The sequence below is a fragment of the Edwardsiella tarda ATCC 15947 = NBRC 105688 genome, assembly GCF_003113495.2.
Lineage (GTDB): Bacteria > Pseudomonadota > Gammaproteobacteria > Enterobacterales > Enterobacteriaceae > Edwardsiella > Edwardsiella tarda.
On the sequence record NZ_CP084508.1, the window covers coordinates 114,384 to 135,870 of the forward strand.

Below are 21,487 nucleotides of genomic sequence, written 5' to 3' on the forward strand. Positions count from 1 at the left end.
TTACCCTGCCTCCCGCATACGACGTGCGATATCTTGCTGGATAACACGGGTAATATCTGGCGCGCCCTGGACTACTGCCGGCGCCACCAAAATCAGAACATGGTGTTGCTGTTGATAGGTTTGCAGGCTTTGCTCCAGGGCCGCGTTAAAGCGTGCTGATAGCGCCCGGGTTTGCGCTTCCGAGAGTGTCTTCTGACTGGCGCTATCAAAAAACGCATCGACGGTTTGCTTCATATCAAAGGCCACGGCACGCGGGGCGCTGTAATGACCAATGCCCCAGGAAATGGCCGCATTGGCCAACAGCAGGCTGGCAAACAATACGCCCCACCCCAGGCGGCGTTTCCGTTGCGACGTTATTGGTGACGTTGTCATACTTCCTCCTGCTGATGTTCAGCTATCCAGGCTTCAAGGCTGGCCATCTCCTGGGGAAAGTTGCGGTAGGCCAGCGCATAGACCGCATCATGGATACCCACCCCCTCCCGGCGTTTTTGCTGGATAAACTCGAAGTCCGCCCCTCTTGAGGAGTACATGGCGCGACTGAGTGGATCGACAAACAATCGGTGCCAGGAGGAGTAGGCTTCCACCGATAACATGAACGAACTGAACCATTGCTCTTTGGCGGAGCCGAATTTACCGATCATGTCTTTCTCAAACCGGTTGAACTGATCGGGATAAAGCTGGTTGTATTTGGTAAAGGATTTCGTACTCTGCTTCAGAATGATTTTGTAAGAGGAGTTGCCCCAGGCGGCACGGGCGGCGCTGGAGGCATCCGGAGAGTCGAAATCGACGATGTTTTGGGTAATGGTGATGTAGGAGCCATTGTGGCGCCGGGCTGTCCGGTAGCCCTTTTCGATAAACGTCCCGACTTTTTCATTCTTGAAGTCCAACAGTTTCCAGCCTTCATCGATAACGTTCAGTTTTTTCAGGCTGCGTGGGGAGTGGTACATGCGGTTCTCGATATAGATAATGAGCGAGAACATCACCGCAATCAGCAGCGAGGGACGGCTTTCCAGACCACCCAGCTCCAACACCACCATGCGGGCATCATCATGCAGCGACGGCTCATCGGAGTTGAAATACTCACCATAAATCCCCGCTGCCGTATACTGATCCAGCAGGATAATCATCTCGTCCAGGCGGCTACGAATGGTCGGTGAATCCCGGTATTGCTCACTGTTGCGGGCATCACTCAGGAAATTCACCACATCATCAATACGCGCCCGGTTTTTTTTGCTCAGCCACGCCGCTTTCACCGCCTGCATCAACAGCCCCTCATGCACCTCATCCAGGTTGCCGTTCGGGCTGGCCATCACCGATAACTGGTCGCGGATACGCTCGGCGGACAAGTCAATATCTTTCACGTTGGCAAAGGGGTTGAACTTCAGGGTGTCGCCATCGAGGTAAACGCCGCCCATGTTCTCGCACAGAGACTTGTAGCCATCCCCCATATCAAATACCCAGGCGAAACCACCGCTATCCAACACACTGCGGATCAACGGTTGAATCAATCCGGTTTTCCCGGCACCCGACGTCCCGCATACCGCCATGTTGAAGTTGGTATTGTCCATCTTGTCGTAGAACAGATCGATAAAGGCCAACTGGCCACGATATGTCGGTGCCAATAAGCCCGAGGGGGCGAGCGGATGATCCGCGACCAGCGGCATCAGATTGGCCACATTGAATGATTCGGCACGGTGAACCACCCCAGCGGCCTGCAGCTCTTTGAAGAGTCCCTCTCCCGCCTTAAAGGGCAAGGCGGTGAGAAAATTACGCAACTGGTTAAAGCGTGGTGAGATGAGCTCGATCCCGTTTTTACGGTAGCTGTTAAGGATATCCTGCTCGTAGTCCAGGGCCTTCTCGTTATCGTCTTCACAAAAGGCCGTCAGATTCAGGAAATAGGAGACGATAGCGGACTGGTTGCTGCTCAGGCGCTGACGCAGCTCACCCCACTCTTTTGCCTGCTTCTCCACCCCAGGGAAGAACTTGCCATACGAAGTCTTAGACTTTTTCTCACAGTCCAAAAACTTCAGATTGGCCTCTTGGTGGGCTTTCACCTGATCTTCCACCATCAGGGTCAGCGTCAGGATGAACGGACAGGAGATGGACAGCTCCGGGTTGAGCAGATTGCTGTAGTTATCCGCATTACTCCATAAGAAGGCCATCTCCGGGTTACGCTCCAGCTGAAAATTCAGTATCTGGGCCGTACTGGTTTTTTGGCTACGGCCATTGCGTAAACCGATGGTCAGGCTTTCGGCTTTCACCTTCAGATCAAAGGAGTCATCCACACATTGGTAGTTCAGGTCGATATAGGGATCTAATGGCCGATCATTGGGGTATAACTGGCTTGGGTTGTGGTTAATCATCTCCCTGACAATATTGATAAACGCCTGAGCATCGACAGGCTGGGTATAGATACGAGCCCCCTGGAGTGATGCCCGGATAACCTTGACCTTGTTCTCCAGCTCAATCATATCGGCTTTGCTTTTTTTCTTGCTGGGTACACAACAGGAGATAAATACCCGGTAATTTCGCAGGGTGAGTGGCAGGTCAAGTCCTTCAGGTAACGAGAAGCGTTGCTCGGCCGCACGCAGATAGTAGGCACGGGTAATGGCGTTAAACTTGTCGGCCTGTGGCCCCGACCAGGAGAACTCGCGTAGCCCGTAGTCCACCATCGCCCCAACTTGCTTGCTGGACATCAGGTGAATCGACAACGGAATGCCGCGTGGCATTTTGGTGCGTAACAGACTTTCCAGGGCCAATACTACCTGCTCATTGGCGCCTGCGAGCGGTTGAGCCTCCAGCATAAAGCCAATGGTACTGGCATTAATAAATAACCCGGTTTCTGGATCATAATCTTTATACGGCAGAATTCGGCTAAACTGCGGAAAGGACAGATTCGCCAGAATCTGATTTGCCTGCGCAGATTCATCAGGCAGTTTGAGTGCAGTCAGTAACGAGTTGACCGTCTGAGTTACAACATCAAGAGGATTATTCACACTGACACCTTTACCATTTCATGTTACATCCAGTACGCTACCGCCCATCCCTTTTTACGCTCAGGGCACTCGTAAAAAATACAGAATAATAGACAGCCAATAACACGCTACGACCTCAGAAAACCCGATTAGTGAATGCGGGGTTTTCCCCAATGTGACGGAGTAATAACAAACAACACCTGACTGGGTTGATGATAAACATCCTGCTTATCGATATAGGGCGCTATCCATAATTGTGCGACCTGCTCGCCGACACGTAATGGCCGAGGATAGCCTGACGCCACGGAAGACACCGGCATCGGTGCTGTTTTTACCGTCTGCATCGGGCTAATCGGACGGTTGGCCGGGGAGATCATTCGCTGCTCAACCGGTGTCGAACCCGTGCCAGTAAAGGGATTACGCGGCGCGGATGGGGCTATTGTGGTATGCACAATGGGTACCGGCGATACCGATGCAGCCGTCACGGCCAAAGGCACGGCTGTGGGCGCAAAACTCCCCTCAGCCAGGCGAGGCAATGCGGCTGCAACCGGCTTTGCGGCCTCCCCCTCCTCACTCAACTTGGCCTTTTCATTTGCCTGTTGCATCGTCATACAGGTATCCGATGTGGTGGCATTACATTCAAAATCGCTACTGGTTCCAGCGCATCCGCTTAATAACAGGGCGCTACCGAATACCGTGAAGATAAGACGCTGCATAGTCACCCCCTTTAATGCTTAGGCGTAGGAAGAATAATTTTTCCCGTCGTATTTTTAAAAAAATGGTCAGGCAATAGCGGGTTATCAACAATCGCTTGACGCAAGGCATTAACATCAGACATATCATTAAACCAGTGGGCGGTTTTCCCAGCCCCAGCTTTACCCCAAATAAGCACATGACCTGTTAGGGCGCAGAATGATTTTTGCTTATTAACGTTGCTCATACCCCTTTCTCCTCAGAGGTTATTTCCTGCATCCAACTCACAACAACCATAAAAACCAATCCAATCACTATTCCACGCCAACCTATGCCTTCCATTAAAACCATATAGGTGGCATCAGCTTGAGATTGCGTCAAGGCAAGTGATGCAAAATCATGATGAAATTGCACCGGATTAAAAACCAGGGCTGACAGCAGAAGCATACCCGATAAAAACCAGAGCAGAATATTATAGGCCGCTATCCCAATAGCAAAACGACGGAGAAGGAGCAGGGTAAAACCTCGCGGTTCAGCAACCCATTGCATTAAAATCCGCTGAAAAATAATCTGAGTCTTATCCTTAAAAGAAAGCTGACGTAGAGGACGCATCATTATTTTCCTCCCGGCATAAACTGATGTGGGTCGATATTTTTAAGTTGCTTCAGCATCTCATCGGTATTAAAACCATTGAGATTATCCGTAGAGGGCATTGCCATTGACGGCGCTGACCGAGGCATCGTCTCCGTCTCGGCAGACTGACGCTGTTGCTTTTCAGCCTCCAGTTCGTCAACCGTCTTCAGCTGGAAACCATCCTGAAACACCACCGTAATTTCATTGCCGGCACCAATCGGGATAACCGGATGATATTGCTCGGCCCGTTTGATGTAGTAGTCACTGAGTGTCTGTGCTGCTTTAGAAGAGACACCGCCAATACCGGACATCAGCACATCGGCACCGCTGACTGAGGCGGTCGCCCCTAGCCCTACCGCCGGTTGCGAAGCACGATTAATGCCAGAGCCGATACCATCGACAAACCCCGCCCCCCAGGCCCAGCCAAGAATTTTTCCGTTACGCATCACGACTTCACCCTTGATGCCGTTTTTTCCCCGGAAATTAACGTGACCGGCGATCGGGAGATCAATCACCGCCTTCCCTTTGATACAGCTGAGTTTACGGGTACGCACAATGGCGCGTTCACTCGAGACATCACCGTATGCCTCCAGGCCAACAAAACAGCCTGTCAGGTCATACGTTTTACTGTTCGGCATCTCCACACGGCCGGTGATCCGCAGCTGCATGGGCACCGTGGCTTCATTACCGGTCACGGACGCATTGGCATCGGCCCCTTCAATCAGCATGCCTTTGGCAAAGCTCCCAGAGGGGATATAGGGCAGCTTCAGTGCTGATTTCTCACCGCGCCCATACGTGAACGTCTTACGGCTTAACTGATTGGGAACCGGAATGGACTGATAGGTCACCTGGGGTGCCGGCGGTGTCCCCACACCCGGGTAAAATGCCGTGGGTGGCGGTACGCTGCCTTTCCCTTGAGGAGGAAAGGCCGTCGGCTGTGGCTCCCCCTCGGGTCCAGGTGCCGGTGTTGGCTCGGTGGATGCGCTTGCCCCCACCTGAGCGAGTTTTTCTTTTAGTTGGGCATTCTCCTGTGCCAGCAGCTCCATGCGATGCTGATCTTCCACCCGTCCTTTACTCAGCAGATCGATCTCCTGCCGAATATGCTTAAACTCCTTGCGCATTTCCTGCTCGGTGACCTGCATCTCAGTCGTCGCGTGTTGCTGTACCTTGTCATCAAACGCGGTATCAACCACGCCCGTCATATCCGGTGCCGGCTCATGCGCATTGCCGGTCTGTGAGGCGCTATCAGAACGGAGATCCAGCTCTGAAAGATACAGTCCCCCGCCCACGGCCATCGCCACGACGACAACCACAATCCCCAGCCACAGATACTGTTTCCGCTTGACCAGTGCGTTAATATTCATCAGCGCGCCTCCCCGGAGGTCGTTACATAAACCGACATCCGACCACCACCGATGATTTGCCTGGCCGGTCCGACAAACATGATGGCGCGGGTACCCGGCTGCCAGAAATCACGCTCACTGACTGTTTTTGGGGTGTTACCCGGATTGATGACGGTATAACGCACTACTTTGAGGTGATGGCCAATCCAGACGTTATCAGCAACGCTCTGTAATCCCGCCGGCGTCGTCAAGGCCTCATTGGTCACCGGAATAGACTGCCAACCGGCAGGTAAGGCGTCCTCATGCACACCTTTATTGACCGCCACCAATAATGCCTCATAGGGTGTTGCCTCTTCCCACGCCTGGGGCGTCTCGCCGGTTCCCAGCAGATCACTCACCAGTTGGATAGTGCGCCCTTCCCCGGCACGCGGAACGGCGCGGATAGAGAAATTGAGACCGCGTTCAGTCTCTATGATGAAGGTAAAGGGTTTCTTGTTCAGCGTGGCAATCACAATTCCCCCGCTCGCGGTCTGCTCCTGGCGCGTCAGTTCACCCTCCAGACTGTTGATGGCGGTAATGCGATCACCGGCCACCGTGAACAGATTCGGATCGGTGTTACTCACGGCGATATTAGCCTGACCACCATTGCTCAAGGGCACCAGAGCCGGTGCCGTCCCTACCCGAATAGCCGCCTGGCTGTAACCGGCAAGCAGGAGGAGCCCCGCTAGTAATAACGGTTTATTTATTTTCATCGTTAACCTCACCAAAACGTGTCAACCAGGTTGTCCCATCTTCACGCGCCATAATTAGGACGTAATGTTTAATTTCGCTGTAAGGCTGTGAGTTCCCAATCCAGGTTTTTAATTCACCCCGGATATCAACCCGCCCGGCCGCCGGGTAGACTTTCACACTGGTCTGATAAAAAGAGGAGTTCACGTTGTTGCTCTTAATCCGCTTGGCATCTTCTGCCAGTCGGATCTTCAGTTCGTTTTGAGCAGCGGGTTTTACAAACGCCAATAAGGCTTGATGGGAGGCATCAACCGTTTCGGGTGTCACGTTCAAGCGCAGCGCAATAAAGGACAGCGCCATCTGCCGTAGGTAAGAGGCATCTGCCTGATTTTGTGAAACAGCAAAAGGTGCAGAGAACAGCATCGGTGTTACCACACTACGTTGCTCGTTCTGCAAACGGTAGTTATTTACTCCTTGAATAATATTCGCTGATAAAGAGAGGAGTAAAAATACCGCCATACCAATAAAACCGATGGCCAGTACGCGGCTGGTACTCAAACGGGCACTGTGTTTCATTTTAACTCCTCTGTAACCTACTTAATCCATTGCCGGAAACAGGAGTCTGGTACATCGTGAAAAACACCTTTGAGCAGCGAGGTTGGCATATACCAATAAATCAGATCACGTAACCAGGTACTTCCTCGCCCTTTCTTCAGTTTTTTCACACACCAGAAAACCAGAACCGCTGCGACAAGACCAAAAAGCTGCTTGTTAGCCCATAATCCCCAGCCAAGACAAATAGCCGCAGGGATAAGTTCATCAAGATAGAGCCCGAACCAGCGGTTCTGGTTGGTGAGTGTTTCCGGAAAACGGTAGCGACTTAAATCGTTTTCCGACATTGGGGAAAAATCCTATTAGTAGCCAGCAACCCCCATCCCGACGGCAATAAATACCGACAGGATGGCAAAACCGGCCAGGAATTTGATGTTTTTGGTCATCATATACATGATGCCCCCAACCAACACTTCCGCCAGGACAACCCACTTAACGACACTGGAGCCGCTGCCGAAGGTCTTCTTGACGGTATCATCCCCGCCTGCCATCAGGTCTTTACCTGCAGCCAGCGCGACATCCGGTAGCAAGGTCGCGACAGCCGCCGCTGGCAGCGCAACCTTTAGCGCTTTGATCAGTCCCTTCTTGGAAAAGAGAGAGGATTTATTTTTAGATGCAGCAACCCCGTGAACACTTAATGAAGTATCCATGATTTTTCCTTAAATTTAATTAAATAAGAAACGTTGTGAGAAACAACGCCGTCGTCATTAGCGATAGAGATCTAACGTTCTTCTTCCGGACTCTCCTCCACACTATCGGCATTATAAAAATCAGGAAACCGTTCAAGGTGATCAGTCAACCGCAGAACGGCCTCCATCGACTTAGGACGATTACTGCGTAGACACGCAGAGATCAATGACTCATTGGCTATATCGCTAAGGCGGATCGATACAGCTGGACCAGTCCCTATAGGACTGCGTTTTACTCTGGTCATCCCTCCCCCATAACTATGATTAATTCATAATCATCGTCCCACCATTCTTATAAAATGTAAAATCAAATGTTTGTTAAAATAAACATCCCTCATAGGGTAAATTAATATTACCCTACAAGGGAGGGTCTTTGTTACACTATGTTAACAACAGCACCACCAATAAACTCGCGCATTAGCAATATAATAAATTGCAAATTCTTATCATCAAGCAAATAGTATTTTAAAAGTGATGGATTACAGGCATAACCAACTTTGCAAACAACACTCTTAACTCTCTTTTTGGTGGCATCTTCATTTATTTTTAATATCGCAGAAATTTCTTTCGCTCCACAACCAATAACAACAAAAGGGAATACAACTTTCTCTTTCTCAGTTAATTTAAAGAACACATCTTGAAAATTTATTGGCTTTTCTTTCGATAGCCCAATTAAATCAAAACGGCTAAGATCTTTTATAGGCTTAAACTTATTAAGTTGCCACAGATAATAAATAGAATCGAAACAAGTCAGCATTTCAATTCGAACTTGCCAAACAGCATCCCCTATAAGAATATTACGACACTGAACAAAATCATCTTTAACAAATGACACTTCAAACTCCAATTTGGTCAAATAAAAAGAAAGACCATTACTAAAGCAAAAGATATCATTTAAATGGATATCGGCATAAGACTTAGCATCACAGTTAAATTCTTTTGCAAAAGACAGGTTATAATAAACAAAGTCAGAATTTGCATTCCGAATACAAATAGGATATGGGGATTGCTTAAACTGAGCACAATAAGAATCAAATTGACATGGAGGGTGTTTGTCTTTAGGATTGCGCATACACATAGTGCCTCTAGCAAGGTTGCTATGGATAGCCGGTATAGCAGGGCGACATCCCTCTATATCGGCGCTTCTCAAATTTTTCAGAACAAAAGCTGTTCTAGATTCAATAATAAACCAATGATTAATTATTGTCACCTTATAAAGGTAGATAATTATTGCTTTGTTTTAGAATAAATAGATCATTATTCTAATTAAAGATGGAGATGTATATCCCCATCTTTAATTCAACATTAAATGGATATATCAGAATATTCCTGCAATAGACTTAGCCAACTGAGCCTCTAAAACAGGACGTGCCTCATCAAATTTCAAATTAACTTTATTAGCACTTGAGACAATACGAGTTTGATATTTATATTGATCACCAAACGATATACTTGTCTGAACTTTGGCTCCTGACGTCCCCTGTCTTAAAGCTGCAACATTATCAGTACGAACTTTATCTTTTGTGCGGGTCGCAACCTGAACATCGGTCACCATAGTGTAATTGACATCTTCAACCATAGCGTCTGCAGCCATCCCAATTAACCCGGCAGCTAAACCCACACCTAAAGTAGCACCGGCGGAGTTTGAATTATATGCGGTGATCCCTGCACCTAATGCCGCACCAGTAACAGCACCCTCATAGCCCTGATTCAGATACCCTTGCGCATCACGCAGATTCATTTTATCAGCTTTCAGAACGTTAGCTTGAATCCAGTAATGTGCTGTGTTGGCAGACGATGTAACTCGATATCCTTTGGCCTCCATATCTCTTACAATCAAAGATTGCAATCCACTTAGATCTTTATCAGAGGTATTCTTCACCTGGATGAATACGGTTTTATCCCCCATAGCCGCAGGATCTAACCAGATGGTCTGACTCATCTGTGTCTTCACTTCGAGATTACGTTTCTTAATGGCTGTTGACATCGCACCACAGCCAGACAGGAAAAACACAGAAAGGACAACTGCAACAGCTAAGGATTGAGTTTTTTTATACATAAACACGATCTCTATATCTGAATCTAATACCAATACATGACATTTGTACTACTTAATCACTCATCATCATGCTCACTTGGAAAGAATTTTTCTATAATCTGGCGCACATCTTCAAGAATATCAGACTTCATATTACTATAGACAAACTTCTCCTTCCCTTGCACGTAAGGGCTTAATGACGCCATCCCCATCACTTTACATATCCCGAACTGTGTTTTAAGAACATTCTCCAACAGGATTTTATTAAACTCCATTTGGTTAAACGCAGACTCTTTTCGTTCCATTTGGGCTTCATATACGCGCAACCCCAACTCTAACAGCATAGTAGATATGCTGGAAAAGCTAACATCACGCTCTTTCGCCCCCTCTAATCGCCTTGCTTCTACAATCGCATTGATTTTATTAGTAACTTCATCACTTACATACGCCTGAATTTTTGCCATAGTGATAACCTATTTTAGTATCTATACAAAGACATATTTTTCGCCAACAAAAATGACGATTCATGAGCGATTCAATCCTAAAGTCGATTCTAGATTCACCATGCCAAAATTGCAATTCACTTGACGATTCACTATACGAATTGAATCTAGATTCGATTCGTCAGCAAACCCTTGCTACACCTGATTTGATTCATTTATGAATCGCTATAGATTCACCAACGAATCGCCAATGATTCATTAATGAATTGCTTTTTATTACATTTTATAAATTACACACTTTTTTCTACAGATAACACCCTGTATTTACAGGAAAATCAGCAAAACTTTAGTTTTGCGTAGTGTGTGGTAAAAATGGTAGCAAGGAGCACATATTTAGTTGAGTAGAACATTGGCAGGGTTTACTCTATTCAACGTGTCAGCTCATTTGAGAAAATCAACATGAAGAAAACCGTCTTATTGGTATTCCTAGCACTCATATCCCCCCCCTCTTTAGCCAATGACTGCTTTGATCTCGCTGGACGTGACTACCGCATAGATCCTGACTTGTTACGCGCTATCGCCTGGAAAGAATCGAGGTTCAACCCCAGGGCGATTGGTCGTAGCCCTGATAAAAGTATTGATATTGGGCTTATGCAAATTAACTCTCAACATGCTGATACATTCCGGCCTTTAGGCATCAGCATGCAGCAACTGCATAATGACCCCTGCCTCAACATCTACACCGGCGCGTATGTCCTCGCTAAAGCCTTTAAAAAGTGGGGGGTGAACTGGAATGCTGTAGGTGCCTATAACGCTGGATTTAAACAAACGCGTAAACAGGCCGAAAAACGATACCACTATGCTAAAGATATACATACTTATTACCTGGCCATTAAAAACAGCAAAAACCTCTTGGCCAAAAGCGACAGATGATAAAATGCAGCAACATCTGCTGGTCGAAGTTGAATTGACTCACTCACCAGAAACACGGCATCGCCCTTCTTAGCTCATTATCTTCTTCAGACTAGCTCACTGTCAGTCTGCAGATCATTTTATGATCGTGCACGATAAGTTTAGACAAAGAGAAACGCGTGAACTTATCCACATATCCATAGGTAACAACGCCAGTGCTGTTTTTCCCCCGACCAGGGGAAAAACAAACGAGAGGCGGATTGATTCGGTAACGAATCAATGGCACCTGTGGAGATGTGGATAAGTTTGGAGTCATTAGGGCGCCCCCTTTGGGGGCAGATGGGCGGATGCAAATTTATTTTGCATCCGGGTGGGCGGGGGAAATAAGCATTCACGCCTCGATGGTGTGAATGCTTATCAGGTCGCAAAAATCCGTTGCATCAAAATAAAAATAACATTAATCTAAATATTGAAACAGTAGTAACCTCGCCCCGGATTTGATGGGCGTCAATCCGGGGCAATATTTTATTGCGTTATATCTCTAAGATACTGATGTGCTTTTGATGCTGCACTTGCCGCTTTAAAGATAAAGCGCTTGTCGTTTTTTAACGCGGCCAACCAGGCGGCAATATAACTCTCATGTTGCACCTCTCCCGACACACCAAGATCAGCCATCAAGAACGCAGCACCTAACTCAGCGATCAACTCCTCATAAGCATAATCTTTCGACCCGAAGCCCCCTGTCATCTCTCGATTTAAGCGTGCTTTCCCTCCCGTCCAATGAATCAACTCATGTAACCCCGTCGCATAAAAGTTAGCTGCATCATTAAAACGATGCCGACTGGGTAAAACAATTTCGTCAGTTGATGGGCAAAAATAAGCAGCCGCACCATATTCACGAATACTCGCCCTCGTTGCTTTAAAAAAAAGCTCAACGTCATCGAACGGTTCAAAATTTTCTTTAGGTGTTTCCTGGGGCGCGATGGTTAAACCATCAACCTGTTCAATATTAAAGACAGTGAACGATTTCAACACGGGAAAGTTTTCAAGATCACCGTCTTGATTTTCCCTCTCCACCATGGAGTAGAAAAAGGCTGTTGTACCATGCTCACCTTTACGAACCTGTCCTCCCATTGCTTGCGCCTGCTTGTAGGTTAACCAACGCGTATCTGTATAACCGTTTTTTAATGCACTCCCCCACAGCAGCATAATATTCATGCCACGGTATTGGCTGCCTGTCGTAAAATTAATAGGCAATCCTGAGACACCGCGCCTATCCCATGGACACACCCACGGCTTCACCCCCTTTTCAAGGGCGGCGATAATATTATCGGTGACACGTTGATAGAGGTCTTTTTTCTCACTGTTTCTTTTTTCCTGACATCTTTCAGTAGATTCAGAAGCGGCGGTGTTGACGTTTTGTGTGTTCATGCTGGGCTACTCCTTTGGATTATTTCAGTCATCTCTCAGTGAGTTCATCGCGGCAATGGGCGAAGGAGCGACGGCAGGCAGGGCATTGCAAGGGCGCCGTAGGCGTGCATTTCACCCTTGCAATGAACTGAATGACGGTGCTACGCCACGCCCACGCGAGAACACACTGAGTGATGACGTCAACCCGACATGCACAGCATGAACACACTCGCCACGTCGAAACGACGTGGCGACCTTAGACGGTCGGCAGTTTTTCGCCGCGCGCCGTTTACGGCGCTGCAAGCGTGGGGTTTTCCAGCATCGGTTGGCACCCGCAGGGGCGGAGACACGCAAGCGTGGCTCCGTAAGACTTAGTCGGGCGGGTACAGCCCGGCTTAGTCGTTGCCAGGCGACAGCACGACCGCGTGCGGGCGAGCTGCCCTTGTGGTGCCCCAGGGGGGTAATGTTTTGCTGTTAAGCGGTAACAGGCACAGAGGCAGATAGAGCAGATAGAGCAGATAGAGCAGATAGAGCAGATAGAGCAGATAGAGCAGATAGAATAGCCATCAACACAAGATGGGACAAACGATACAGCCCCGACAGCAGCTAAATATCATCTGACAAGTCACGCGGATAGGAAAAAGCGGCGCGTCAGCGCCGCCTTGCCCTACGCACCAACGGTGCCGCGTTTATTTTGGGGCGTGCCTTTCCTCACCGTATATCAGTTTGTTCGGCACTATCCAGCGATCGATACCCTGGACAGTACGTGGTGCCGTTTTTGCCGTCTGAGCCATATCCTCCACCACGCGCCACAGCGGCTCACCCGGCCAATTACGCCACGCTGACAATGAGGGGAAGCGGCGAGACCAACGCATCAACATACTCTCCAGCTCATACTCAGGCACCCCACTGTCAGACCAGCGCGACAACCAGCTACTGACCGTCGCAGGCGTATGAAATGCCAGTGCTATCTCCGCCTGTGCGCCTAACGCCTGCAACGCCCGCTCATGCAATCTGGCTGCCTTACGACGCTGGCGGGTATATTTTTCGTCCTGCAGGTCATCCTGCCGGCGCTGGCGCTCCTGATGACTAAACGTTACTTCAGGGAACAGTGCCTGACCGGCATCCACCGGCAATGGTAACCAGCAACACGCGCCCCGGCTCTCAATCAACGTATCGATAGCCTGTAACCAGCGATCTTTCTGACCGCGTAACTCGCGCTCCGTCAGCACCGGCGCAAAGTACCGCAGTTCGCGCAGCGTGATACGGCGGACACCTCGGAGATGACGGAAAAACGCCTGTGCATAGGGATATTTCCCCCGCCCCCGATATGCGCGGGACTCAACATCGGCAATGGCCTGCATGGCTGCCCGACGATCAGCCTGTAGCGGGACAAGCGCCTGACTCGTCGCCATCATAGCTCGCCCTCCATCGCCAACAAATCAATGATCGCATTGTGGGAATACCCCTCGGCATCGAGACGCACAATGAGGCCGAGTGTATGATTGATAACCTCCGGGCTATAGGCCAGCAATGTGCGAACCACGGCAAAAGGGCGGCCACTGGCAGGGATAAACACCATCATCCAGACAGGGCTAACTTCCCCAGGGCTGCATACCGCGACATGAAACGCGCCATGAGTCGGGGTGAAACGGACTTGTACCGGGAAGAACCCGCCGAACTCACTGCGATACTCACCGCTCATGCTCCACTGTGCTGGCGCGTTCAGGTCACGCATCACCGCATGAGTCAGCGCCCGTCGAAAATCCTCGCCGCTGGCGCGGTAATCTTCCCACTCTGACGGGATCATGGTTTTCAGGACATCGAGAGTAATAATATTACGCATAGGTGCTCCTTATTGCCGCCCCGCTACCGGGGCGGCGCAGCAGATCAGGCGGCATCAGCCGGGTGGATATCAACGTCAACGGCGGTGTCAGCCTTTTCCGGCGAGTGCATCCAACCGGGAACCCAGCGAGTCCCTGACAGCGCCTGTTCGGCGTGCTCAGCCGCATCGGACTTTTTCATTTTTTCCGCATCACGGGCAGCCCCTGACAGTCCCGCCTCGTTTAACAGGGCGATGATCGAGGGCTTGGGCATATGCATGAAAAAGTTATCCTTTGTCGGTTGCCACCAGTCGCGTAGATGAAAACCGATCGCCGACTCCAGCGGATCAAGGAGGCTGCGCGTGGTATGGCCATACTCACGAGTCTGTACACCATCCACACTACAGGCCGTACAAAAACTCAGTAAGGCGAGTACGTCCTCGCCCGATAGCGAGAAGAACGACGTAACATCACGCTCCCACCGTGGGGGTAAACGGCTGGCAAGACGTTCTTTCTCCTGCATCAGCGCCACAAATGCGGTACCGTCCTTTCCGCTGGGGGCGTCCTCCGTCAAACGGCTATGGTGACAACTCAAGGAAACCTGAATTGCAGCGTTCCCCACGGTAAAGGCAAAAACACGACGGCACAGTGTCCACGCCAATACCGCAACCGCGCGCTCAGGCTGCTTCATCAATGCTGCTTGAACAGCCAGCGTTCTCTCCGATGACATTTTGGTAAGTAACGGAAGGCTAACCCCCTCGGCGACATCTGGAGCAGGGGGAAGAGAGACGAGATCACGGTCAGCATCAACGTCATTATCTCCCTCTTCTTTTAACTGCACTCCCCTCTGCACACAGAGTTGGCCATCAATCAGACTGACAACGACACCAGAGGCCGCTTTTTGCTCCGGCGTCCACGCCCGGATTGCGGCGGCACTTTCGATATCCTCGATCAGCACCTGAATGGCCGCCTCGTCCTCATACGTTTCGGTGGCCACCTGTTTGGCATAGAGTTCATCCAGTTGCTGCTGTTCATCGGCGCTATACTGCCCCTCTGGCACGGGTAGCAACAGATACCGCTCACGATCCTCGCCATAGTTTTTCAGCGGCATCTCGCGCGCCAGCGACCATGCCCACCCTTCATCCTGTTGAATAGCCTGTGCGGTTGCCGCCAGCTTTTCATCGACCAAACGGTCGAGTAATCCCCGATCAGCCGTGCCGCTCCCCTCGATGGCGCTAAACAGATCTTCGCGCACCACCCCGCCCGCCGCTTCATATGCATCTCGCCCGATAAGCACAAAACGGGGATCGCCAATGGAGATTTCGGTATCGATGATAGCCCGCTTTAACAAGTGTGCCGGGGCACGGCTGTATTCAGCTTTCACCTGCTGGTAAATCGCCACCTGACGCGCGGGATCACTCTCTAGACTCAGCGCCTGACACTGCTCCACGTCGATCGTGTTTTCGGCTAAGAGGGCGATAAGCTCCGGGGCAAGGTTGGCCAGTTTCAGCATGCGCTTGACGTGTAGCGAGCTATACCCCAGCTGGCCACCAATCTGCTCCGGGGTCTTCCCCTGCTCCGATAGGGTACGAAACCCGATGATCTGTTCAGCAGGGTGCATCGCCACCCGCTGGCTGTTCTCGGCGACCGAGGCCACTGCCGCCAGTTCATCCGAGACCCGCTTAACCGCGACCCGGTAATCGGCATCGATACGCTGTTCAGCACACAACAGTTGCAGGGCGGTCAGGCGACGGCCTCCGGCAGCCACGCCCAACAGACCATCGGGCAACGCGTGAACCACCAGATTTTGCAACAGCCCGATGGCGGCGATGGTGTCGGCCAGCTCACGTACACTCTCCACCGGATACGGGATGGTACGGACGTTCAGCGGGGATTTGACCAGTGCCGACAGCGGCACCATTTCAATCTGCGCTGCCTCAAGGGCGGCTTTCAGGGCGGCAGCGTCGGCAGACTTGACGCTTTTTTTGCTGGCTCTGGCAGGGGATTTTGCTTTAGACTCGGTTACTGACATGATTAAACTCCTCAGTTTTATGATTGTCCGCCGGACAGCCCACCTGTCCGGCACCTCTGCTAACTTACCCAGCCCCACAACTCGCGGGGTGTATTCATCAGGTCATTCAGAACGGAATGTCATCTATCGGCGGATAATCCTGCTGTGACGGCTGCGGCGCTTGCTGAGAGGGCGCAGCGCTCTGACGGCCTTTTTTACCCCCCTTTGCTTTCGTGGACTTTGTCGGGGCATCAACGGGTTGTGCCGGGGTTTGCTGTTGTGTGGACTGCTGCGAAGCCGTGCTTTGTGACTGGCCACCGTCACGACGACCGCCCAGCATCTGCATGGTTCCGCTCTGACTCACCACGATCTCGGTAACATAGCGAGTCACGTTGCTATCATCCTGCCAGCTACGAGTACGCAACTGGCCCTCGATATAGATCTGCGCCCCTTTTTGTAAATATTCCCCAGCAATCTCCGCGAGATTGCCGAACACCACCACACGGTGCCATTCTGTTTTTTCACGCGTCTCTCCGGTCTGCTTGTCGCGCCACGTATCCGAAGTGGCCAGCGAGAGATTGGCGACTGCGCCCCCATTGGGCATATAGCGGATTTCGGGATCTTGTCCCAGATAGCCGACGAGGATGACTTTGTTGATGCCACGTACTGTCATGATGAATCCCCTTCTGTTTGTTTTGCCTTTAAAAACCATCACCCGTTGAGTTACGAGAGCCGCGGTTTTGACGTTTTGCGGGAGCCTGCTGTTTTGTTCCCGGTGGTATGACCTTCACCCGTTTGAGAACCTTCGCCGCAAGGGCGTAAACGAGCACGGCCCGGCGCCGCTGTCCGGGGTGAGCGGTCAATTTTTTACGGTCTAATGGAGCAACGCGGAATGGCCGGAGAAAATTTATCGCGAAAGGCGCTGCCGTCCCTGGACTGCAAGGCGGGTTGTGCTTGTCTCAGCCCAGGCGAAAGGGACTTAAACGGTGAAATGGCACCCGGAATGATAATGAGCAGGAGCCCGCCGCAACGACGGAGCGCGGCACGCGAAACGGCGTTGCCCCGAAGAAGCCCGGCAGGTTCACCGCCGGGCTGGTGAAAGCGGCGCGACCGAACAGGTCGCAGCAAGCGAGGTGTTGACGTTGCGACATGGGATGGAAACCCGCTGCCCCGCAGGGGCCGGGCAGAGACAGCGTAGCTGGCTCTGTGCGCAGCATGACAGCCCGGTTCCCGCAGGGAAGTCGCCCGGTGTTAATGGCGTTACAAAAGGAATTCGACTGAGAAGAATAAGCGCCGTAACCATAGTGGCCATAACCCGACGCAAAGAAACCGACGTAGCCAGCTCACCACCGATACAACGACACATTGCCAGCCCAGGAAACGGACGCGAACGGAGGGGAGCGGCGCGTAGCGCAGCACCCTCCGGCGCCGCAGGCGCGCGGCTTTTTGTGGCGCGGCCAGACAGAAACACCTGTGCTCCTGCCTGGCCCCTATGCCTATCAAAGCCTTATTTTGATCAGGGAGGTTGAAACAGCAGTATAGGTAAACGTACCGCGCGGCAATGGCTCCCAGACATCACATAACGGTTGCAGGGTGCTCTGTTGTCGAGGCCCATTAAGGCAGATTGCGACGAGTACGCCGCCGGGGGCGAGCAACGTTACCGCGTGCTGTATGTGGCGGATATCCTGGGCATGATGAAACGGTGGATTCATCAGGATCTTGTTGTAGCGTGTTTCCGGTTGGTACGTCAGAAAATCACCGCACCAAACGTTAACGCCCGGAAAGCTCGCCCGTAGATGTGCGGCTAACGCCGCGTTAAGCTCCACGGCATCACACCGCGCCAGCGGAGCAGCCTCCCGGACAGCCCGCAAGATAGCGCCCGTTCCCGCGCTTGGCTCAAGAATGCTATCAGCCGCTGTAATCTCTGCCAGCTCGACAAGTTGATTACAGACCGGATCGGGCGTGACGAAAAGCTGTGAACTGGCCCCAATTTCGGTAACAGGGGATCGCCCGTCCAACCTGGCCCGCATTGCTTGAATACGGTGCCTCAATTCGCTATGCATGGTGACATCGTCCTTATCTCCCCGGCGATAAGCCGGGGAGCCTGATGGTTATTTTTGCGGGATTTCAACGAGTTTCATGTCGGTGATAAACACCGTCTCAAGCGTGCAGCCGCTGCCCAAAACACGGCGATAGCGGTAGGCCCCATGCTCGTCATTTTCCGCCACGCTCCGGACTCCTTTATAATCAGGCGGGGTTTTAGCCCATTCGGCCTTGGTCATCCCCCGGAAGCCCTCGCCCGGATAGTTGACGATGGGCGGCCGTTTTGCGGCGCTCTTCGCGGCGCTGGCCTCTTCAACCGATGGGGCTTTGTAGTCCGTAATGCGATCAGGGGTGAGTTTCATCGTTCCACCGTAACCAAGGAAGCGATAGCACGGCGTCTCCACGGAGCTGACTACCCCATTACGTTTATTGACCCGGATAATGCTCAGCCACTCACCCCGGCTCTGCACCTGCCCACCCACCTCGAACGCCTGCGCCTGAGAAACGACGCTACCGCTTTCATCCAGCATGGCACGCTCATAGGCCAGGCGATTACGGTAATGCGTCGCCCAGCGCTGCTGATGGCGGATCGTTCGCTCATGAACACGAACCGCAATAGTGCGGGCTTGCTCAAAAGTAATAATTTCCTCACCCAGCGCGGAATACAGGGACATTCGCCCCTCATACTGGCTTTTATCTGCCGGGCGTGGGTACTTGTCCAAGGTAAAACAGGCCGAGATATGATCGTGACTGCTGACAAGTCGCGCCATGTTGAGATCAAGCGTTTCCGCGCGCCACATCGTCAGATATTTCTGCGACTGAGCAAGGGTCTTTTCTACCTTGCGCAAGTCCGCCTCAATCTTTTTGATGCGGCGGTAGCGTACATCCGGGCGCTCTTTGTTTTTCGCATGAGCCAGAGACGCCCGCGCGCGATCTTCCCAATATTCGGCACGCTCAAACAGCATTACGGCGCGCTTCATTCCGTCTTCAATTTTTTTCGCATTCCGGCGCGCACGGCGTTCGCTGTGATGCCCGACCAGAATCGGCTGGCCGAATGGGATAGCCGATACCAGCGCATCAACCTGTGCGAGTACCTGCTCAGACTCACCGGCGCGCTTATCACTGTAACCACTAAAACGCTCCGCCCGTTGCTGTTGACGGTCTAGCAAGGTGCTGTCCTCATCTTCAATATCTCCGGCCAACGATAAGAGCAGATCTTCACGGCAGGGCGTCCAAGCCGGCGCAACAAATAATTTCTGTTTCGGTGCCCAGCGGAAGCCCAGATCATGGAGTTTTTTATAGGTTTCCTCATCGAGGCGCTGCGTGGCATACAGGCGCAATTTGTTGTCGTCCGGGGAGTAGGTTGCACGGTAGGTCTGGCCGTAAACCTCTTCAGCAACAGCCTGGTGGATCATCTCGGCACTGCGTGCTGGTGCAGTGATCATGATTTTTTCTCCTTCCTGCGGTTGCCGCCCCTTAAGGGGCGGCTCACCTCATCAGTTAAATGCGCGTTTCAGTTCAAGGGTGCGGAGCAGCTGCCCAAAGGCCGCGTTATTCATCGCGGGGATGTGTACCCCGCGCCCCTTGCGGATACGTTTTGCGATATGCCGCCCGAAAGCCTTTACGGCGGGGTCGATCTCCGGTGCGGAAATATCGGCCCGCTTGATACGCCTATGACGACGGGGCTTTACAGTCCCGGCGGAAGGTGAAATAATGCTTAATGTCATATAGTTAACTCCTAGTAGTTAATGAAGCTGTGAACACCGCTGGAACGGTTTTCACGACGTGGATTAAGCAGGGGTTTCCCCTGCTTTTTTCATATCTACGGTTTACGCTGTGGGTTGTCTGCCTCCTTAACGCTGATCGCGTTCCTCTGTTTTCTCTCAAGTTTTTAAAGAACATCACCCGTTGAGTTACGGGAGCCGCGGTGTTGACGTTTCGCGGGGGCCTGCTGGTTGTTCCCTCCGGTACTACCATCACCCGTTTGAGAACCTTCGCCGCAAGGGCGTAAACGATCACGGGCGATGGCCGCTGTCTAGGGCGCGGTTTACCGCGTGCTATTTACCCTGGACAGCGGATAGCGACTGTGATTGTCTCAGCCCAGGCGAAAGGGGCTTAAACGGGGGAGAGGCACCGATGCGGCAACGAGCAGGAGCCCGCCGCAACGACGGAGCGCGGCACGCGAAACGGCGTTGCCCTGAAGAAGCCCGGCAGGTTCACCGCCGGGCTGGTGAAAGCGGCGCGACCGAACAGGTCGCAGCAAGCGAGGTGTTGACGTTGCGACATGGGATGGAAACCCGCTGCCCCGCAGGGGCCGGGCAGAGACAGCGTAGCTGGCTCTGTGCGTAGCATGACAGCCCGGTTCCCGTAGGGAAGTCGCCCGGTGTTAGTGGCGCCACAAAGGGAATTCAGCCGACAGGAGCAAGCACCATAGTGGCCATAACCCGATTCAAAGAAACCGACGTAGCCAGATCACCGCCGATACAATGACACATTGCCAGCACAGGAAACGGACGCGAACGGAAGGGAGCGGCGCGTAGCGCGGCACCCTCCGGCGCCGCAGGCGCGCGGTCTTTTGTGGCACGGCGAAACAGGGGAAGATGGCCTCCCCCCGCAGTCACTAACTTAATCGAGCGCAGCATAAATAGCGTCACATTCGGGATGGAACTCGATATAGCTCCAAAGCTGGGTATCCCGCTGTATATACAGCTCGGTCAGCGCGGTATTACCGCAATCGTGCTGTGTCCAGCAACGGCGATTGATGGCAAGAGATGTCAGGATGATACCCGCCGCCTCGGCACTAATGGTACGATCAAACCAGTTTTCGCCGTTGATCATATGCACCTTGCCGCAATCCGGCATCATGAAGCCGCCCCCGTCAGGCAAGCGGATAAAGTGCCAGAATCCCCCCTCATATTCCGGTATCAGCTTTCTGGCCAGTGCGTACACCTGCAATTCAGCCAGCATGAAATCATCGCCGAACAGATACGGCAGGAAAGACAAACGGTCGGACTCTTCGACGTTCAGGGTGTGCCGATAGGCTGCATACTGCATGATAAACCTCCGCAATCACAAATGACGCGACACCGGGCGGTGCCGTGCATCCATAACAGCCGGGTGAAAAAGCCGGGGA

26 protein-coding genes are annotated in these 21,487 nt (G+C 51.9%); 1 reads left to right on the forward strand and 25 read right to left on the reverse strand.

Features of this window, described 5'->3' with window-relative positions; all coding sequences use genetic code 11:
• The 14 genes from trbI to traM form a co-directional block, all read right to left on the reverse strand.
• Entirely contained in the window at positions 1-372 is a 372-nt protein-coding gene (trbI, locus tag DCL27_RS17470; protein WP_035599552.1) for a type-F conjugative transfer system protein TrbI, read from the reverse strand.
• Positions 369-2,996, reverse strand: a complete 2,628-nt coding sequence (traC, locus tag DCL27_RS17475; RefSeq protein ID WP_035599553.1) for a type IV secretion system protein TraC — start codon at positions 2,994-2,996, stop codon at positions 369-371. Before traC ends, trbI begins: the two co-directional genes overlap by 4 nt.
• A gap of 128 nt (positions 2,997-3,124) precedes the next feature.
• Entirely contained in the window at positions 3,125-3,691 is a 567-nt protein-coding gene (gene traV, locus DCL27_RS17480) for a type IV conjugative transfer system lipoprotein TraV (RefSeq protein WP_035599554.1), read from the reverse strand.
• 11 nt (positions 3,692-3,702) lie between these two features.
• Positions 3,703-3,915, reverse strand: coding sequence for a hypothetical protein (locus DCL27_RS17485; RefSeq protein ID WP_035599555.1), 213 nt, complete (start codon positions 3,913-3,915; stop codon positions 3,703-3,705).
• Complete coding sequence (locus DCL27_RS17490; protein ID WP_146196432.1) at positions 3,912-4,283, reverse strand: hypothetical protein; 372 nt, start codon at positions 4,281-4,283, stop codon at positions 3,912-3,914. Before DCL27_RS17490 ends, DCL27_RS17485 begins: the two co-directional genes overlap by 4 nt.
• Entirely contained in the window at positions 4,283-5,668 is a 1,386-nt protein-coding gene (gene traB / locus DCL27_RS17495; RefSeq protein ID WP_035599560.1) for an F-type conjugal transfer pilus assembly protein TraB, read from the reverse strand. The genes DCL27_RS17490 and traB overlap by 1 nt, the downstream gene beginning before the upstream one ends.
• The gene (gene traK, locus DCL27_RS17500; protein WP_035599563.1) at positions 5,665-6,396 is read right to left on the reverse strand and encodes a type-F conjugative transfer system secretin TraK; all 732 of its coding nucleotides are present in this window, start codon (positions 6,394-6,396) and stop codon (positions 5,665-5,667) included. The genes traB and traK overlap by 4 nt, the downstream gene beginning before the upstream one ends.
• Positions 6,383-6,949, reverse strand: coding sequence for a type IV conjugative transfer system protein TraE (gene traE, locus DCL27_RS17505; protein ID WP_035599565.1), 567 nt, complete (start codon positions 6,947-6,949; stop codon positions 6,383-6,385). The genes traK and traE overlap by 14 nt, the downstream gene beginning before the upstream one ends.
• Positions 6,950-6,966: 17 nt before the next feature.
• A complete protein-coding gene (gene traL, locus DCL27_RS17510) occupies positions 6,967-7,272 on the reverse strand; it encodes a type IV conjugative transfer system protein TraL (protein WP_035599570.1) in 306 nt (101 codons plus the stop codon).
• 15 nt (positions 7,273-7,287) lie between these two features.
• On the reverse strand, positions 7,288-7,635 hold the full coding sequence (traA, locus tag DCL27_RS17515) for a type IV conjugative transfer system pilin TraA (protein ID WP_035599572.1): 348 nt from the start codon (positions 7,633-7,635) through the stop codon (positions 7,288-7,290).
• 71 nt (positions 7,636-7,706) lie between these two features.
• Positions 7,707-7,919, reverse strand: a complete 213-nt coding sequence (locus tag DCL27_RS17520) for a TraY domain-containing protein (RefSeq protein ID WP_071526360.1) — start codon at positions 7,917-7,919, stop codon at positions 7,707-7,709.
• 131 nt (positions 7,920-8,050) lie between these two features.
• Entirely contained in the window at positions 8,051-8,746 is a 696-nt protein-coding gene (locus tag DCL27_RS17525; RefSeq protein ID WP_146196433.1) for a hypothetical protein, read from the reverse strand.
• Positions 8,747-8,992: 246 nt separating this feature from the next.
• Entirely contained in the window at positions 8,993-9,733 is a 741-nt protein-coding gene (gene traT / locus DCL27_RS17530; protein ID WP_035599577.1) for a complement resistance protein TraT, read from the reverse strand.
• Between the two features lie 56 nt (positions 9,734-9,789).
• Positions 9,790-10,176: a conjugal transfer relaxosome DNA-binding protein TraM gene (gene traM / locus DCL27_RS17535; protein WP_035599580.1), complete on the reverse strand. Its 387-nt coding sequence runs from the start codon at positions 10,174-10,176 to the stop codon at positions 9,790-9,792.
• 438 nt (positions 10,177-10,614) lie between these two features.
• On the opposite strand from traM, the gene DCL27_RS17540 reads away from it, so the two are divergent.
• Complete coding sequence (locus DCL27_RS17540; protein ID WP_035599583.1) at positions 10,615-11,088, forward strand: transglycosylase SLT domain-containing protein; 474 nt, start codon at positions 10,615-10,617, stop codon at positions 11,086-11,088.
• Between the two features lie 504 nt (positions 11,089-11,592).
• On the opposite strand, the gene DCL27_RS17545 is transcribed toward DCL27_RS17540, so the two are convergent.
• From DCL27_RS17545 to DCL27_RS17595, 11 genes are all read right to left on the reverse strand, one after another.
• A complete protein-coding gene (locus tag DCL27_RS17545; RefSeq protein WP_035599585.1) occupies positions 11,593-12,498 on the reverse strand; it encodes an ArdC family protein in 906 nt (301 codons plus the stop codon).
• Positions 12,499-13,166: 668 nt separating this feature from the next.
• Positions 13,167-13,895 (reverse strand): plasmid SOS inhibition protein A, encoded by a 729-nt coding sequence (locus DCL27_RS17550; protein ID WP_035601205.1) that lies wholly within the window; start codon positions 13,893-13,895, stop codon positions 13,167-13,169.
• Positions 13,892-14,323, reverse strand: a complete 432-nt coding sequence (gene psiB / locus DCL27_RS17555) for a conjugation system SOS inhibitor PsiB (protein WP_035601208.1) — start codon at positions 14,321-14,323, stop codon at positions 13,892-13,894. The genes DCL27_RS17550 and psiB overlap by 4 nt, the downstream gene beginning before the upstream one ends.
• A 44-nt stretch (positions 14,324-14,367) precedes the next feature.
• Positions 14,368-16,332, reverse strand: a complete 1,965-nt coding sequence (locus tag DCL27_RS17560; RefSeq protein ID WP_035601211.1) for a ParB/RepB/Spo0J family partition protein — start codon at positions 16,330-16,332, stop codon at positions 14,368-14,370.
• 106 nt (positions 16,333-16,438) lie between these two features.
• Positions 16,439-16,984 (reverse strand): single-stranded DNA-binding protein, encoded by a 546-nt coding sequence (gene ssb / locus DCL27_RS17565; protein ID WP_035601213.1) that lies wholly within the window; start codon positions 16,982-16,984, stop codon positions 16,439-16,441.
• Between the two features lie 28 nt (positions 16,985-17,012).
• Positions 17,013-17,174 carry a single-stranded DNA-binding protein gene (locus tag DCL27_RS17570; RefSeq protein WP_109691579.1) on the reverse strand — a complete coding sequence of 54 codons (162 nt, stop codon included), beginning with the start codon at positions 17,172-17,174 and terminating at the stop codon, positions 17,013-17,015.
• A gap of 96 nt (positions 17,175-17,270) precedes the next feature.
• Positions 17,271-17,462 carry a hypothetical protein gene (locus tag DCL27_RS17575; protein WP_170114863.1) on the reverse strand — a complete coding sequence of 64 codons (192 nt, stop codon included), beginning with the start codon at positions 17,460-17,462 and terminating at the stop codon, positions 17,271-17,273.
• Positions 17,463-17,810: 348 nt separating this feature from the next.
• Positions 17,811-18,374 carry a class I SAM-dependent methyltransferase gene (locus DCL27_RS17580; protein WP_035600934.1) on the reverse strand — a complete coding sequence of 188 codons (564 nt, stop codon included), beginning with the start codon at positions 18,372-18,374 and terminating at the stop codon, positions 17,811-17,813.
• A 48-nt stretch (positions 18,375-18,422) separates the two neighbouring features.
• Positions 18,423-19,769 carry a DUF3560 domain-containing protein gene (locus DCL27_RS17585; RefSeq protein WP_050979671.1) on the reverse strand — a complete coding sequence of 449 codons (1,347 nt, stop codon included), beginning with the start codon at positions 19,767-19,769 and terminating at the stop codon, positions 18,423-18,425.
• Positions 19,770-19,850: 81 nt separating this feature from the next.
• Complete coding sequence (locus DCL27_RS17590; RefSeq protein ID WP_035600937.1) at positions 19,851-20,081, reverse strand: CCDC81 family HU domain 1-containing protein; 231 nt, start codon at positions 20,079-20,081, stop codon at positions 19,851-19,853.
• A gap of 898 nt (positions 20,082-20,979) precedes the next feature.
• A complete protein-coding gene (locus DCL27_RS17595; protein WP_024524753.1) occupies positions 20,980-21,408 on the reverse strand; it encodes an antirestriction protein in 429 nt (142 codons plus the stop codon).
• Between the last annotated feature and the right edge of the window lie 79 nt (positions 21,409-21,487).

Coding starts and splice junctions, on each gene's coding strand:
- DCL27_RS17590 (WP_035600937.1), bottom strand. CDS start 20,081: ATGACATTAAGCATTATTTCACCTTCCGCCGGGACTGTAAAGCCCCGT.
- traA (WP_035599572.1), bottom strand. CDS start 7,635: ATGGATACTTCATTAAGTGTTCACGGGGTTGCTGCATCTAAAAATAAA.
- psiB (WP_035601208.1), bottom strand. CDS start 14,323: ATGCGTAATATTATTACTCTCGATGTCCTGAAAACCATGATCCCGTCA.
- DCL27_RS17595 (WP_024524753.1), bottom strand. CDS start 21,408: ATGCAGTATGCAGCCTATCGGCACACCCTGAACGTCGAAGAGTCCGAC.
- DCL27_RS17490 (WP_146196432.1), bottom strand. CDS start 4,283: ATGATGCGTCCTCTACGTCAGCTTTCTTTTAAGGATAAGACTCAGATT.
- traK (WP_035599563.1), bottom strand. CDS start 6,396: ATGAAAATAAATAAACCGTTATTACTAGCGGGGCTCCTCCTGCTTGCC.
- DCL27_RS17545 (WP_035599585.1), bottom strand. CDS start 12,498: ATGAACACACAAAACGTCAACACCGCCGCTTCTGAATCTACTGAAAGA.
- traM (WP_035599580.1), bottom strand. CDS start 10,176: ATGGCAAAAATTCAGGCGTATGTAAGTGATGAAGTTACTAATAAAATC.
- DCL27_RS17520 (WP_071526360.1), bottom strand. CDS start 7,919: ATGACCAGAGTAAAACGCAGTCCTATAGGGACTGGTCCAGCTGTATCG.
- ssb (WP_035601213.1), bottom strand. CDS start 16,984: ATGACAGTACGTGGCATCAACAAAGTCATCCTCGTCGGCTATCTGGGA.
- DCL27_RS17585 (WP_050979671.1), bottom strand. CDS start 19,769: ATGATCCACCAGGCTGTTGCTGAAGAGGTTTACGGCCAGACCTACCGT.
- traV (WP_035599554.1), bottom strand. CDS start 3,691: ATGCAGCGTCTTATCTTCACGGTATTCGGTAGCGCCCTGTTATTAAGC.
- DCL27_RS17485 (WP_035599555.1), bottom strand. CDS start 3,915: ATGAGCAACGTTAATAAGCAAAAATCATTCTGCGCCCTAACAGGTCAT.
- traL (WP_035599570.1), bottom strand. CDS start 7,272: ATGTCGGAAAACGATTTAAGTCGCTACCGTTTTCCGGAAACACTCACC.
- DCL27_RS17540 (WP_035599583.1), top strand. CDS start 10,615: ATGAAGAAAACCGTCTTATTGGTATTCCTAGCACTCATATCCCCCCCC.
- trbI (WP_035599552.1), bottom strand. CDS start 372: ATGACAACGTCACCAATAACGTCGCAACGGAAACGCCGCCTGGGGTGG.
- DCL27_RS17580 (WP_035600934.1), bottom strand. CDS start 18,374: ATGCATAGCGAATTGAGGCACCGTATTCAAGCAATGCGGGCCAGGTTG.
- DCL27_RS17550 (WP_035601205.1), bottom strand. CDS start 13,895: ATGATGGCGACGAGTCAGGCGCTTGTCCCGCTACAGGCTGATCGTCGG.
- DCL27_RS17575 (WP_170114863.1), bottom strand. CDS start 17,462: ATGTCGCAACGTCAACACCTCGCTTGCTGCGACCTGTTCGGTCGCGCC.
- traE (WP_035599565.1), bottom strand. CDS start 6,949: ATGAAACACAGTGCCCGTTTGAGTACCAGCCGCGTACTGGCCATCGGT.
- DCL27_RS17525 (WP_146196433.1), bottom strand. CDS start 8,746: ATGCGCAATCCTAAAGACAAACACCCTCCATGTCAATTTGATTCTTAT.
- DCL27_RS17560 (WP_035601211.1), bottom strand. CDS start 16,332: ATGTCAGTAACCGAGTCTAAAGCAAAATCCCCTGCCAGAGCCAGCAAA.
- traT (WP_035599577.1), bottom strand. CDS start 9,733: ATGTATAAAAAAACTCAATCCTTAGCTGTTGCAGTTGTCCTTTCTGTG.